Origin of the sequence: Pseudomonas sp. RA_35y_Pfl2_P32 (assembly GCF_963970735.1) — a bacterium.
Taxonomy (GTDB): Bacteria; Pseudomonadota; Gammaproteobacteria; order Pseudomonadales; family Pseudomonadaceae; genus Aquipseudomonas.
The window spans coordinates 81,401-95,318 of the sequence record NZ_CAXAQF010000004.1 but is presented as its reverse complement, the minus strand read 5'-3'; the positions used below and the strand labels follow the sequence as shown (position 1 = coordinate 95,318).

Annotated in this window: 12 protein-coding genes and 1 pseudogene; 7 read left to right on the top strand and 6 right to left on the bottom strand. The window is 59.4% G+C overall.

Annotated elements, in window-relative coordinates; translation table 11 throughout:
* Positions 1 to 11 precede the first annotated feature (11 nt).
* The 5 genes from AACY45_RS05415 to AACY45_RS05395 all read right to left on the bottom strand — a co-directional run bounded on the left by AACY45_RS05415 (position 12) and on the right by AACY45_RS05395 (position 5,515).
* Positions 12 to 476 carry a glycine zipper 2TM domain-containing protein gene (locus AACY45_RS05415; protein ID WP_339544502.1) on the bottom strand — a complete coding sequence of 155 codons (465 nt, stop codon included), beginning with the start codon at positions 474 to 476 and terminating at the stop codon, positions 12 to 14.
* 43 nt (positions 477 to 519) lie between these two features.
* Complete coding sequence (locus AACY45_RS05410) at positions 520 to 1,197, bottom strand: DUF3313 domain-containing protein (protein WP_339544501.1); 678 nt, start codon at positions 1,195 to 1,197, stop codon at positions 520 to 522.
* Positions 1,198 to 1,348: 151 nt separating this feature from the next.
* Positions 1,349 to 2,800 carry a DUF1254 domain-containing protein gene (locus tag AACY45_RS05405; RefSeq protein ID WP_339544638.1) on the bottom strand — a complete coding sequence of 484 codons (1,452 nt, stop codon included), beginning with the start codon at positions 2,798 to 2,800 and terminating at the stop codon, positions 1,349 to 1,351.
* A 120-nt stretch (positions 2,801 to 2,920) separates the two neighbouring features.
* On the bottom strand, positions 2,921 to 4,180 hold the full coding sequence (locus AACY45_RS05400; protein ID WP_339544637.1) for an OmpP1/FadL family transporter: 1,260 nt from the start codon (positions 4,178 to 4,180) through the stop codon (positions 2,921 to 2,923).
* A 306-nt stretch (positions 4,181 to 4,486) separates the two neighbouring features.
* On the bottom strand, positions 4,487 to 5,515 hold the full coding sequence (locus AACY45_RS05395) for an AraC family transcriptional regulator (RefSeq protein ID WP_339544500.1): 1,029 nt from the start codon (positions 5,513 to 5,515) through the stop codon (positions 4,487 to 4,489).
* An 84-nt stretch (positions 5,516 to 5,599) separates the two neighbouring features.
* Here AACY45_RS05395 and AACY45_RS05390 point away from each other — a divergent pair, with 84 nt between their 5' ends.
* The 3 genes and pseudogenes from AACY45_RS05390 to AACY45_RS05380 form a co-directional block, all read left to right on the top strand.
* Positions 5,600 to 5,917, top strand: coding sequence for a hypothetical protein (locus tag AACY45_RS05390; protein ID WP_339544499.1), 318 nt, complete (start codon positions 5,600 to 5,602; stop codon positions 5,915 to 5,917).
* Positions 5,918 to 6,009: 92 nt separating this feature from the next.
* Complete coding sequence (locus tag AACY45_RS05385) at positions 6,010 to 6,681, top strand: DUF3313 domain-containing protein (protein WP_339544498.1); 672 nt, start codon at positions 6,010 to 6,012, stop codon at positions 6,679 to 6,681.
* Between the two features lie 65 nt (positions 6,682 to 6,746).
* A pseudogene (locus AACY45_RS05380) lies at positions 6,747 to 6,992 on the top strand (PLP-dependent aminotransferase family protein); the annotation flags it as partial.
* 325 nt (positions 6,993 to 7,317) lie between these two features.
* On the opposite strand, the gene AACY45_RS05375 reads toward AACY45_RS05380, so the two are convergent.
* Complete coding sequence (locus AACY45_RS05375; RefSeq protein WP_339544497.1) at positions 7,318 to 8,247, bottom strand: LysR family transcriptional regulator; 930 nt, start codon at positions 8,245 to 8,247, stop codon at positions 7,318 to 7,320.
* Positions 8,248 to 8,345: 98 nt separating this feature from the next.
* Here AACY45_RS05375 and AACY45_RS05370 point away from each other — a divergent pair, with 98 nt between their 5' ends.
* From AACY45_RS05370 to AACY45_RS05355, 4 genes are all read left to right on the top strand, one after another.
* Complete coding sequence (locus AACY45_RS05370) at positions 8,346 to 9,209, top strand: helix-turn-helix transcriptional regulator (RefSeq protein WP_339544496.1); 864 nt, start codon at positions 8,346 to 8,348, stop codon at positions 9,207 to 9,209.
* A 98-nt stretch (positions 9,210 to 9,307) separates the two neighbouring features.
* Complete coding sequence (locus AACY45_RS05365) at positions 9,308 to 11,134, top strand: DUF1302 domain-containing protein (RefSeq protein ID WP_339544495.1); 1,827 nt, start codon at positions 9,308 to 9,310, stop codon at positions 11,132 to 11,134.
* Positions 11,135 to 11,146: 12 nt separating this feature from the next.
* A complete protein-coding gene (locus AACY45_RS05360; RefSeq protein WP_339544494.1) occupies positions 11,147 to 12,484 on the top strand; it encodes a DUF1329 domain-containing protein in 1,338 nt (445 codons plus the stop codon).
* Between the two features lie 75 nt (positions 12,485 to 12,559).
* Positions 12,560 to 13,915 (top strand): DUF1254 domain-containing protein, encoded by a 1,356-nt coding sequence (locus AACY45_RS05355; protein WP_339544493.1) that lies wholly within the window; start codon positions 12,560 to 12,562, stop codon positions 13,913 to 13,915.
* Positions 13,916 to 13,918: the final 3 nt, after the last annotated feature.

Genomic DNA, 13,918 nt, shown 5'->3' with positions numbered 1-13,918 from the left:
TCCGTTTACAGTCAGCCTTCACTGCCTTGCGGCACAACGCGGGCATCATTGCCTGAGCCCTGGATATACACCTTCGAGCCCTTGGCCAGGGACGGATTGATCGGTTGAGTCACCGATACGAGCACGCCACTGCTGACCCGCACGATGATCTGTTGCGCCTCGACCGGTTGGTCATACTTTTTCTTCTCGGCGTAGTTACCGCCAGCAGCACCGGCGAGCGCGCCGGCAACCATGGCGACGTCACGCCCGGTGCCACCCCCGACCAAGCTGCCAAGCGCCAGACCGCCAAGGCCACCGAGTACGGCGCCGACACCACTGTCGTGGTTGGTCTGCATCTGCGTCAGCGATATCTGCTCGATCTTCCCTGAGCGAATCTCGATTTCACCAGCGCCGCCATCGGTTGACCCGACGGCGGAACAGGCACTTATCAGCACCGTCATCAACGTGACTGACAGCCAGGACAGGATTATTTTCATTACGGTTCACCTCGTTATTGGTATCTGGCAGTTCAATCAAGGCTTAACTGCGAATGAACGCCCAGAGATCGACATTCAACTTGTCGATCGCCGCTTTGAAGTCCTGGGCGGTGATCTTCTGGCTTTCGTTTTCCAGCGTTGTACCAAACACCTTGCGTACTACCTTGGCTACCGTCTGGTTGGTTCTCGCATCGATAATCTCGGCCTCGATGAACAAAGTGCTGTCCTGATCACGGTGGCCGGTGGCGGCTTGTGTTGCTCCGACCACGGCGGCGATCGGCACCACTTCGTACCATTTCATCCCTTCGTTTTCGGCGTTCACCCCGGTGATCGCCGCACGCATCAGCAGGGTGTTGGAACCCACCGGCGCGGCGCTGGTATTGGAAACCACACGGTATTTCTGACCCAGGGTGCCTTTAACCTTACTGGTCATGTAGTTCTGGATGTCGGTCAGCGTTTGCTGGTTGACCCGCTCATCGGGCTTGGGCGCGGGATAAAGCTCCAGATTGTTGAACACCACCGTGTCATAGGCATTCGGGTTCCACGATGGACTGACCCAACGCATTGTTGTACCGCCGCTTGCCGTTTTGACTTCCTGCAAGTTGTTGTAGTTGGACAGGTAGCCCGAGTATTGCTCAACTTCAGTGACTTTCGATACGCAGCCGGTCAATAACAAGCTGCTCAGTGCGGCACCCGTTATCCATTTGTGCGAGAAGTTCATATAACGGTACTCCTTGAGAGATATGTTCCTGAATGTCTTTTATTCAAGGTCAGACCCTGTGGCCTCAGCCCTTTCGGAATAGGGTCCATTGGATCTCAGCCTGAGCAATCAAACGACTGCTTGCCAACTGCAAGCAGTCGCAAGCGTCGCGTTACTTCGATGCCACCACTGCCGGCGGCTGCCAGCTGCCCGCGCCAGCGGGAAGAATTGAAGGCGGCGTGGCCTTCGGCCAATAGAGGCGCATCACTAGATAGGCCGTGTCGTCAGGCGCGGGCAACCAGTTGGACTCCTTGGTCTTGCCCGGCGAATCCTTCTGGATATACAGCGTCAGTGAACCGTCCGCGTTCTTTTTCATGGCCGACAGCATCGGCGAATTGATCAGGTAGCGGTTGATCGGATTCTTGATCAGCAGTTGGCTCTTGCCGTCGTACATGGTCACCGACCAGAAGGCATTGACGGGCGGCAATTCGCCGGCAGGGAAGGTCAGCGTGTAGTTGTGCTTGCCGGTATTCAACGTCTGGCCAGTGCCATCGGTACGCGTAATGGGGTACATCGCCTCGGCAGCGTCGTTACCGTACAGACCAGCCTTCGCGGCGCCAGCCCGCATCAGCCAGTCGCCTTTGTAGAACGCCTGGTCGCCGAAGAACGCGCCGACGCTCCAGCCGTTGATGTTTTTCATGCCGCTCGAGAGGAACTTGTCGACTTTCTCATCACCGGCCTTCATCCCGAGCAGGACCACGGCCTTGTGCTCGAGCGAGAGGTCCTTAAATTCGAAGCTGCGACCGGGACCTACCCCGATGCTGGCCAGCTTCGCACGGATCGCCTTGTCCTCAGCCGATGGCGGCACATACTGCAACGCCGCCGACAGGTACTCGAAGAAGTTGGCCTTGATGCCCTCCGTGGTGGCTGGCACGAAAGCGATCTTCGGCGCAGCGGGCGGCGCGGGTTGATGGAGGAAAGCGGACAGCGGCTGGACCTTGTAACCCGCCTGCACCTTCTCGACATTCGGCATGTCGGCCGGATTGAACAGCTGGGTGCGGATCAGCGTCAGTGCGAAAGGGGTCGTGGAGCTGAACACCTTGTCGATGCCTGGAGGTGTCGCCCCCTTCCAGTCGGGGCCTGCAATCAAATAGCTCCCGGGTGCGCTGGCCGTGGCCCGACTGCCGATGTAGCCGTAGTTATAGGTGTTGCCGTCGATCAGTTGCACCGAGTAGTAGCGTTTTTTGGAGATGGCCGGCACGTTGATCACCAACGGCTCGGCGCGCAGGTCGGTCCAGAGAAAGGAGTAAGGCGTGTCGCTGTTGGGGGTAATGATGGCTGTGTCAGCGGGGGTCGCGACCTTATGATCGTGGTGCAGTTGGTTGAAGGGGGCCTTGAACTGGCTGGACTTGGAGTCCACCGCGAATTCGTTCATTACGGCGTAGTTCATGACCAGCGGCAAGCCGTAGATAAAGCCTTCCTCGGCGATCGCCTTGGTTTGCTCCAGGCTCGGGGCGGGAACGCCCTTGGCTACATCCGCCTTGTCTGCTTGCGCGATCGGATCGTTCTTGTTCGCACACCCCGCGAAAAGCGTTGAACCTACTACGACGAGTGCTGCAGCCATTGTCCAGCTACTGTGAGACTTCCTGTTCATTTTCACCTCGTTGGTTTTGTGCAAGCTGGCGTCGTGAGTGTTCATATCTACGGTTAAGTCATCTGAAGATCTGAAACGCTCGCCGACTTTTTAGTAGCGCCAAGTCATGTTCGCGGTCAGGGCTTGAATCCAGGCGTTGTCGAACTCGCCTGAGACACGATTGCCTGACAGCGTTTTTTGCTGATCGACGGACATGTCCCCCATCCATACCGTGACCCAACTGAAATTCACGTCTGTCTCTTTATTCAGTGAATAAGTAAAGCCTGTGGCGAAGCGCCAGGCGGCGCCCATGGGCACGGTGAGCGTACGATTACCGTCGGACACAGCGGACGTGTCATAGGCGACACCGAAATCCCAGGCCCAGTCCGGGTTCATCTGGTATTGAGCGCCAAGCGCCAATTGATACGTGTCTTTGTAATGCGCATCGATCGAGGTAGACCGGGAACCGGTTCTGGAAGTGTCTACGTCAATGCCGATGTCACCGAATTTCGACCAGTCCTGCCAATTAACCGAGGCCAGGACCGCCCATTGCGTGTCCAGTTGCTGGTACAGGCTGAGGGTCGCCGTTTGCGGTACTTTCAGGTCGATCTTGGTGTTGAGGCTGTTGAGGCGACTCACCAACGGAGCACTGCTCTCCACATCCAGGCGATCCTCGAAGTCGAGGTCAACCTGACTGGTGTAAGCCAAGCCGATCCGGGTACCGGGCTTTGGGGCATAAATTACGCCTGCGTTGGCGCCGTAACCCCATGTGCTGTCCCGGTATTTGTATTGGCCGTCACCCCGTTGTGTCAGTCCGAGCGGCGCTTGATCGATGGCGGCTTCGCTCTTCAACATCCCGTACATGGCTTTGAGTCCGACGCCGACGGACCATTGATCGTTGAAGCGATAGGCGACACTGGGTACCAGTGACAGTCCCGCAATGCTCGCGTTTTGCACGAAATAACGGCCGGACCAGTCGTTGTCGTAGTTTTCAGCGAGGCCGAAATCGCCATAGGAACCGAAGCCGACGGACCACCGATCATCCAGTTGATGGCTGATGAAGAAACTGCCACCCGGTATGGGATCGAGCGCGTTACCGCTGCCAGTGCCCGGCGTATTGGTTTCACTGTCCCGATCGAACGATAAGTCACCAAAAAGAACCTGAGCGCCAGCGGAGATCTGTGTTCCGCTGAGATAGCTTAAGCCAGCGGGGTTGCTGGCTATGGTCGAAGGACCCTGTGCCCGGGCCGCTGCACCGGCATTGGCCAGTCCGACGTTGTCGGTGGCGATTTCGTACAACATCAGGCCACCGGCAACACTGCGACCACTGGTAAAGAGTGTCAGCGCACCGAGAACAGTAATCGACAACATACTTTTATTTAATGGCATGAAATCCCTCTCTATCAGATCACTCAATCGATATAGCTTAGATCGCCCCAAGGCCAGGGCATCGACTTTTTTTGTGCGGCTTTTTTGAGTGTCTGCGCGGAGCTCCAACCGCATGTGCAACTAATCGCCAGCCTCATGAACAGCACAAAAAAACCGAAGGTCAGCTTTGCAACCAGTCTGTTGTTGCGTTCACTTTACGGCAATCATCAGAAAGGCACCTTGCATTTTCGGACAGTGCGCGCGGTATCGCGGGGGGTATGGAAGTTGTTGAATCAACCCCAACGGAGGCTATCCCAGCTCATTTCTCCAATGCTGTGGTGACGTGTTTGTCCATGTTTTGAATGCGCGGGAGAAGGCGTTTGGATCCTGGTACTGAAGGGCCTGAGAGATTGTGGATATCGGCAAATCCGTATTTTTCAAGAGCTGCCGCGCGAAGTTGCTTCTGGAGTCGGTGATCAGTTCTTTAAGGTGAGAACCTTCCGCATCCAGCCGGCGTCGTAGCGTTCTTTCATTTAATGAGAATTGACCGGCGATGTGCTTGGAGTTTGCCTGGCCTTTCAATAATAGAGCGTATGTCTGGCTCTTTATTTGTTCTGAAATCGTCAAGGGTGACGTGGCGGTCGAAATGGCCAGTTTAAGAAAGTGGTGTAAGCGTGGATTCGCCGTACATTGAATTTGCCGGAGTTGCTGATTGTTTATTACAAGCCCGGAGATGCTTGCATTGAACTGAATGTTACAGCGAAATTTTCTGACGTACGGGGTGATATCGGATGGCTTGCGATATGAAAACTGAACACGAACGGGTGTCCAGTTAGCGCCTAACAATGTCCGCAACATTTGCAGGCCAACCATGACGGCAGTGTCAACGAGTAATGATTGATTGGGCAGGTCGTGGCGATAAATGACATACCCCAACAAACTGTGTTGACCCGCCAAGGGAAGAAGGAGTGGGGTCGCGCCACGATCATAGAGATTGGCATGCCCAACCAGGTCGATCAATGCGTCGCCTGGTGTAGTCGCGAGACGCATAAGCTGACCGACCGGCCCCAAATTATCCAGCGAAAAGCGCTCACCGATCAGCAGGCCAATATGGGGGCACTGAGTGTGTTTGAATGCCGTGTTGAACAAACGGGCAACATCAATGTAGGCGAGGTGGTTGTCTTCATTTGCAAATTGCTCAAGGCTGATACCAGCGTCTTTGAAAACGCTTCGCGAGGAACCCCCTATCGCGTCAACTACTTCCGGGAACCTACGCAATGGGCTTGTACTAATTTCTCCAGGCCCGCTCATTCTTAAAGATGATTTTTTGGAGGGCATATAAGCTCGCTATCATTCCTGAAATGGGCGCATTGGCCACGTTGGTGACGTCTAACACATGACGAGCAAAAGAGCAGAGCGCCCATGAGCCAGCGCCTGACACCTCTCGGCTGTGCTGCGACGCCCCCTCAGTCCTTGGGCGAATCATCGAATAGGCGAGTCGTGTGCATTGATTGCATCCAAAAATACATAGTATTGAATACATTGGTTTTAGCACGGATGCGCTTTTTTTCAAATGGTCCATACAGACTCTGCTCCACCCTGATAGCCGCTTCCATAGATGATTTTGTGCGTGACGGCGGACAGTTACAGGCGGCCACCGGCTCTCGTTATTCGGCAGGGTCAAAAATCGTCGTTCTGTCGTTCCACCCAAGCGGGTTCGGCAGCGAGCACGCCGACTGATAACGAATCAAAAGATGACGCTCCCTTGTCGATTCGCGCACAGCACTCACGTACAGTTCGATGGCTACGCTACCCAATAAGGAAGACCGTATATGGCGTGTTCAACTAATTTGTCGATGGTTATTGCTCTCAGTTGTCTCCTGCTATCCGGTTGTGTCTCAAGGACGACTGATAAAGGACAGTATTCAGGTTATCTGGATCGATACGATGTACTTAAATCGACCCTTTCGCCGAGTGGCGCTCCCACCCTGCGCTGGGTGTCGCCAGCGTTCAGATCTAAAAATTACGACACGGTAATTTTTGACCCCCTCATCCTGTACCCCGCGCCGAAGGCTACCGACCGCGTCGATATCCAAACCTTTGAACGGTTGCGAAGAACAGCTGATACCCGTGTGTATGAAGTGCTGTCCAAACGATATCGAGTACTTGGATCGCAGGACCCCATTCCATTCGCCTCAAGACTTTTGGTGCTGCACACCGCGATCACAGGCGTCAGTGCATCTAACGAGGAGATGAGGTGGTACGAGGTGATTCCGGTAGCCGCGGCTATTGGTGGTGTCAATGTCGCTACCGGGCAGCGGAATCAGAATTCAGAGCTTTATGTCGAGGCTTTACTGGTCAACGCCGCGAATGAGCCAATGTTCAGAGTCGCACGCAAGGTGTTCGGCAAGACTTTGGACAATAACAAGACTCCGATCACCGCAGACGACTTCACTGAGGCAATAGAGGAACTTGTTGCTGATATGAATGAGCATCTAAAGTAAAAGTAATGCGTACGCAACTTCTTCTTGTTCGAGGACGAGGCGAATCTCAACCCTTTGATTTGGTGCTCGGGTATCGCTGGCCATTGAGGCGACGGCTTCTACTGCTCGAATGGGCAGCCTCCAACGACGCCTGGATCATCGAAGATGACTACCTCAGCGAGCTGCAGCTGTAGGGCAGGGCGGCCCCGGCGCTGGCGTCTTTAGACAGGAGCAACCGGGTTATCCACATCGGTTCTTTCAGCAAGACGATAAGCCCGGGACTGCGACTTGGATTTGTAGTAGCTCCAACCGACCTGGTAACTGCGCTCAGCCTGCCGATGGGGCGGGTGGATCAAAATCAAAAGCCAGAGCACGGCGACCTGCCGGTCGGTCTGAGTGGTAAAGGCGTCCGAGGCGGTCTGCCGGCCGGCCTGTTTGCCCGCGCTGGATTTTCCCTGTGGGAGCGAGCCTGCTCGCGATGGCGATCTGCGCCACACCGTAAATTTTTGCCATACTCCCAATCCCCCGTAGCAGCTGTCGAGCCCGCGAGGCTGCGTTCGAGGACGCAGTCCTCGCCGCCTTTCAATCCTGCCGACGGTGCAGGGGGGATCAAGATCAAAAGTCGCCGCACGGCGACCTGACAGTCGGCCGGGTGGGTTATACCATTGCGCCTTCCAGTTCCAGCAAGCGCCGATCCACCCGCACAATCGCATCGACCATGGCCAAGGCCGCCGGGGTCAGGGAGTGTCCGGCGCGGCTGACGATTCCGTAATGCAACTGCAGTCCCGGGTCGTCCGTGGGGATGTCGGTGAAGCTCAGCAGGCTGATTTCGCCCTTGATCGCCAACTCGCTCAAGGCCTCCATGGTGGCGAGGCCCACGGCGTCGGAGCGCATCACGACGCGGCGGATCGCGTCGAACTGGGCACATTCGACGCGGGTCTCGAAGTCGGCTTCACCCTGCACGTCGGCGAGGATCTTGCGGATCATCGGCGGGATCCGTGTGCCCACCACCGGGTAGTCGAGCAGGGTCCGCAGTGCCAGCGGCCGGCCGTGGCTCAAGGGGTGTCCGGCGCGACAGAAGAACCGTCCGCGACGGGGGCGCAGCAACTGCACCTGATACTGCGGATCGCCGGTGAAATAGCGCGAGTCTGCGACCAGGAACTCGATCTGCTGCTCCTTGAGCCAGCCCGCCAGTTGCTCCCAGTCGCCCTGGTGAAAGCGGGTGCGGATGGCCGGGTGGGCGCTGATGAATTCGGCCAGGGCTTCAGGTACCAGCAATTGCGCGGGGTAGGGGCCGCAGCCGAAATGCAGCTCACCACCGGTCAGGCCGTTGTACTGCCTTAACTCGTTGTGCAACGCCTGGCTGCCCGCCAGCAGGCGTCGAGCGTGCTGCAGCACCAGTTGGCCCTGGCCGGTCAGGCGAAACTCGCGGCTGCTGCGCTCCACCAGCGCACAATCGAGGTCGCGCTCCAGGGTCTGGATGCTGCGACTGAAGGCCGGTTGGCTGGGATTGATCGCCTCGGCCGCCCGCACAAAACTGCGGTAATCGGCCAGGGCCACCAGGTGGCGAAGCTGACGGAGGTCCACGATGCGTCTCCTGCATTCATTGGATACTTTTAATGCATTTGATCGATAACATACGGGCTGGCATAAGTACAACCCTCCTTTGCCTGCAGCGCCTGCTCATGCCTGATCAAACGTTCGCCTCCAGCGCTTTCACCCGCACCATCCTCAGCCATGCCCGCCAGCTTGGGCTGTGTGAGCAGGCCTTGTTGCAGCGCGCTGGCATCAGCCTGTCCTGGCTCGATGACCAGCACCGGCACATCCCGGCGCACCTGGTGGAACAGTTGTGGCGTGAATGCGAAAACGCTGGCGTTGGGCGCCATTTCGGCTGTGACCTGGTCAATGGCATGGCCACCAGTTGCCTGCAAGGCATGAACATCCTGCTGGACTCGGCGGCCACCTTGCGCGCCAGCCTGCGCTGCTTCACCGACTACCTGCCGCGAGTCACCAACTATGTAGTGGCCGCGCTCGAGGAAAGCGCCGACGAGGCCCGCTTGCACCTGCGTCCGGCCCGTCAATTGCCGCATTTTTTTGGTCTTGATGCTGCCACCCTGAGCCTGGTGCGCAACATCTCGCGGCGAGTTGGCCAGGCACCGGCCCAGTTGTTCAGCCGCGTGCACTTGGCCCCCGGGCAGGCGGCTGGCGAATGGCTGGACGGGCAGGGGGTGAGCACCGAGGTGGCCGAGCACCCGTGCCTGATCCTACCAAGGCTAAGCCTGGCGCTGCCGGTGCTCAGTGCCCATGCCTTTTTGCACCAGAGCATGCTGCGCCACTGGCAAGCGGCGGCGCCCAACGAGACCCGCACCGACAGCCTGGAGTTGGCGCGGCACTGGCTGACTGCCGGTGACCAGCCGATCGAGCGAATTGCCGAGCGCCTGGGGTATCGCCAGCCGAGCAATTTCATCCGCGCCTTTCGCAAGCAATTCGGCATAACTCCCAAGCAATTTCGCCTCGGGCACTTCCAAGGTTGTGCTGAATCGGCCTAAAAAACCGGATGATCATTTTTTGTCGCGCCGCGCTTGCGCCTGTTGTTGGATCGTTGGGCATTTTGACTGGGCTGAGTACATCCGACCGGAGCCTAATAATGATAAAAACATGCTCGGCCAACGCCTGCGTCGCGCCACGACGCAAAAGGCTTGGCCACACCCGACCGCAACCGCTAGCCCTGGCCATCCTGGCGGCCATGGTTGCGCCTGCCCAGGCGAGCACCTTCGAGTTCAACGAAGACTGGAGCCTGTCGACCAAGACCACCCTGTCGATGGGCAGCAGTTGGTCGACGCAAAATCCCGACAAAAGCATGATGACCCGGGCCAATGCCCTGCAGGCGCAAAATGTGCAGGTCAATGGCAGCAGCGTCAGCGCCGATGACAACCGGCTGAACTTCGAGAAGGGCGACCAGATCTCGCAGATCTTCAAGGGTCTGACCGATTTCAGTCTGGACGGACAAGGACAGGGGGCCTTCCTGCGGTTCAAGTACTGGTACGACGAGGCCTACGAAAACGGCGAAGGACGCTTCAAGCCGTTCGACGATTCGGGCTGGGACGACCTGTCCAAGTTCAAGGGTTTCAAGACCCTGGACGCCTACCTGTGGAAAGACTTCGTGGTCGCTGACCGGCCGCTCAACGTCAAGGTCGGCAACCAGGTATTGTCCTGGGGTGAGTCGCTGCTGATCCAGAACGGCATCAACGTGATCAACCCGCTGGACGTCTCGGCGTTCAACCGTCCCGGGGTGGAGATCAAGGAAGGCCAGTTGCCGGTGGAAATGCTCTCCTTCAGCCTCGGCCTGACCGACACCCTGAACCTGGAAGGCTTCTACCAGTACAACTGGCGGCCCAGCGTGCTCGACGGCTGCGGCACGTTCTTCGCCAGCAGCGACGCGATCCAGAAGGGCTGCGGACCGCTGTACCTGAGCCAGGTGCAGACCGACCAGCAAATGCAGAACGCCGGGCTGTACGCCACCTCCCGTGGCAACGAGTCGCCGTCCGACAACGGCCAGTTCGGCTTTGCCCTGCGCAATATGATCCCTGCACTGAACGACGCGGAAGCGGCGATCTACTTCATCAACTATCACTCGCGCCTGCCGTACTTCACCCTGAACGCGCGGGATGTCACCGAGCCCGGTACGTTCCCCGGCGGCATCCAGAACCCCAGTTATGCGGCGGCATTCCCCGAGGATGTTCGCCTGTACGGTTTCAGCCTCAATGGTGTCGAGCCGAATTCAGGGATCTCCCTGGCCGGCGAAATCAGCTACCGGCCGAACATGCCGCTGGCGATCAACGCCCCGGACATCAACGTCGCGGTGATTTCCGGGCCGGGCGGCAGCTCCTGGGTCGACCTGCCGAGCGGGTTTGATAACACCCACGGCGACCGCTATGACGGTTGGGTGCGCAAGGGTGTGTGGCAGATGACCGGTTCGGCGACCCAGGCCTACGACAACATCCTCGGCGCCACGCGCCTGAGCCTGTTCGGCGAGGCCGGTGTGGTGCACATCGAGGACCTGGGCGACGAGCGTCTGGGTCGCAACGCCGCCTTTGGCCGCAGCAGCCCGAAAAACGGTGCGCAGTGCAACACCATGGCTTCGGGTGTGACCAACCAGTATTGCACCGACAAGGGCTTCGCTACCGACTGGTCGTGGGGCTATCGCCTGCGCGCCAGCCTGGAATACAGCGACGTGTTCCCGGGGGTCAACCTGATCCCGGCGGTCAACTGGCGCCACGACGTCTCGGGTTATTCCTATGACCCCCAGGGTCCGTTCCAGGAAGGCCAGCAAGCGCTGGGCCTGAGCCTGACCACCAACTACCTCAACGACTACAGCGTGGAGCTGGCCTACAACAGCTTCTTCGGCTCGAACGACTACAGCACCCTGGACGACCGCGATTTTGCCTCGGTCAGCTTCAAGGTCGACTTCTAAGGAGTATCAGTGATGCGTATGCAACTTTGTGTGCTGGCCTTGGCCTGCGCCGCGAGCCTGGCGCAAGCCAAAGGCAGTGATACGGCGGCCCTGGGCAAGACCCTGACGCCGATGGGTTCGCAAATGGCCGCCAACGCCGACGGCAGTATTCCGGCCTGGACCGGTGGCCTGGCGAGCAACGCCGGCACGGTCGACGCCAAGGGCGGGTACAGCGACCCCTATGCCAACGAAAAGCCGTTGTTCACCATCACCGCGCAAAACCTGGCGCAGTACCAGCAGTTCCTGAGCCCGGGGCAGGTGGCGTTGTTCAAGCGCTATCCCGATACCTACAAAATGCACATCTACCCCACGCACCGCAGCGCCAACCTGCCCAAGTCGGTGCTCGAGCAGAGCCGGGAAAACGTCGCCAAGACCAGCCTGGCCGATGGCGGCAACGGCCTGCACGACTACGTCCACGGCATTCCGTTTCCGCTGCCCACCGAAGCCCTGGAGGTAATGTGGAACCACATGACCCGCTACCGTGGCGGCAGCTACGAGCGCATCAGCAGTTCGGCGCTGGTGCGCGAGAACGGCGCCACCAGCTACGTGCGCAACCAGTCGTTGATCAACTTTGCCGACACCATCAGCGGGCTGGAACCGGGCAACAACACCCTGTTCATGTTCAAGAGCCGGGTGCTGGAACCGGCCCGTCTGTCCGGTGAAGCAGTGCTGGTGCACGAGCCGATCGACCAGGTGGCCGAGCCGCGTTCGGCCTGGCAGTACCTGCCGGGGCAACGCCGGGTACGCCGCGCGCCGATGATCGCCTACGACAACAGCGCCCGCTACAGCAACGGCCTGATCACCGCCGACAACATCGATGGCTACAACGGTGCGCCGGATCGCTTCGACTGGAAGCTGGTGGGCAAGCAAGAGCTGTACATCCCCTACAACAGCTACAAGATCGGCAGCCATGACCTCAAGTACGACGCGGTGATCAAGCCCAACCACGTCAACCAGGACCTGGCGCGCTACGAGAAGCACCGGGTCTGGGTGGTGGAAGCCACGCTCAAGCCCAACGCCCGGCACATCTACGGCAAGCGTCGGTTCTATGTCGATGAAGACAGTTGGCAGATCGCACAATCGGACCAGTACGACAGCCGTGGCGAACTGTGGCGCAGCGGTGAGTTGCACGCGATCCAGCACTACGATCACGGGTTCACCTACAACGTCCTGGAAACCTCCTACGACCTGATCGCCGGGCGCTACTACGCCGGTGGCCTGGCCAACGAAGAGACCGAGCCGATGCGCGTGGGTTTTGCCGCCAAGACCGACGACTACACCCCCTCGGACCTGCGGCGCTGGGCCAAATAACCTCGCCCAGCCCCTGCTGCCCAACAATGTCGGCAGGGTGCTGGGTCATTTGTGTATCAGTCAGGAGATTGTGCCGTGCGCCACTGGATAACCGCCTTAACCCTGGGGATCTGCGCCAGCACCGCGCACGCCGCCAGCCTCGATCAACCGCAAGCTCGGGCACTGGCCCAAGAGGCTTATGTGTTTGCCTACGCCACCGGCGAACATCTCAAGGTGCTCAGCGCCATCGCCGCCAAGCTGCCGTTCAACGTGCTGTACAGCGAGCCACGGCTGCTCGGCCCGCAAGACAACAAAGTGGTCTCCCCGAACAACGACACCTTCTATTCCCGCGCCTTGCTCGACCTGCGCGGCGAACCCCAGGTGCTGCAGGTGCCGGCCATCGCGCAGCGCTATTTCAGCTTCCAACTGGTGGACATGCGCACCGACAACCTCGACTACCTTGGCACTCGCGCCACCGGCAGCCAGGCCGGGCGCTACCTGATCGCCGGCCCCGACTGGCAGGGCCAGGTGCCGGCTGGTTTTGACGGGGTGATCCGCTCGCCGAGCCGGTTGGTATTCCTGCTGGGTCGCACCGAGGTCAAGGGCCCGGCCGACCAGGCCCAGGCCGCACAGGTGATGCAGGGCTACCGCCTGCAGCCGCTGTCAAAAGTCCTCGGTAGCAACGCGCCAGAGGCCTTGCCCGCACTGCAATTGCCCGTCTACGAAGACAGCAAGCAGGGCCCGGCAGTGGCCTTGTTCAGCCGCTTCAACCCCTTGGCCGCCCTGCACCAGTGGACCCCTGGCGAACAACAGAAACTCGCCCGGTACGCCGCGATCGGTATCCAGCCAGGGGCCCCTTTCGTGCCGCCGGCAGCGTTGCAGGAGGCGATTGCCGAAGGCGCCGAGGCGGGCCGCGAACAAGTGCGCCTGGCCTCCAGCAAACTGTCGCTGGAGCAGCAGGGCTGGTTCCGCTCGCCGGCCAACGTCGGCAAGTTTGGTGACGACGACCTGACCCGCGCCGCCGTGGCCTGGCGCTACATCTACGCCAATGACCCGGTCGAGGCGGTGTACCCGCTGGCGCTGCACGATGCCCAGGGTCAGGTGCTCGATGGCAACCGTAGCTATCGCCTGCATTTCGCCGCCGGGCAGTTGCCGCCGGTGAATGCCTTCTGGTCCCTGACCCTGTATGACGGCAAGACCCAGTTGCTGGTGGCCAACCCCCTGGCCCGGTATGCCCTGGGGGATCGCAGCGCGGACCTGCACTACGACGCCGACGGCGGCCTGACGCTGACCCTGGCCCACAGTGCCCCGGCCCAGGCGCCCCAGAGCAATTGGCTGCCGACTCCCCAAGGGCCGTTCAACCTGCTGCTGCGCCTGTACTTGCCACAACAGCCGGCACTGGATGGCAGCTATCCGTTACCGACCATTGAACCGATCCAGGGCGAGGGCTGAGTC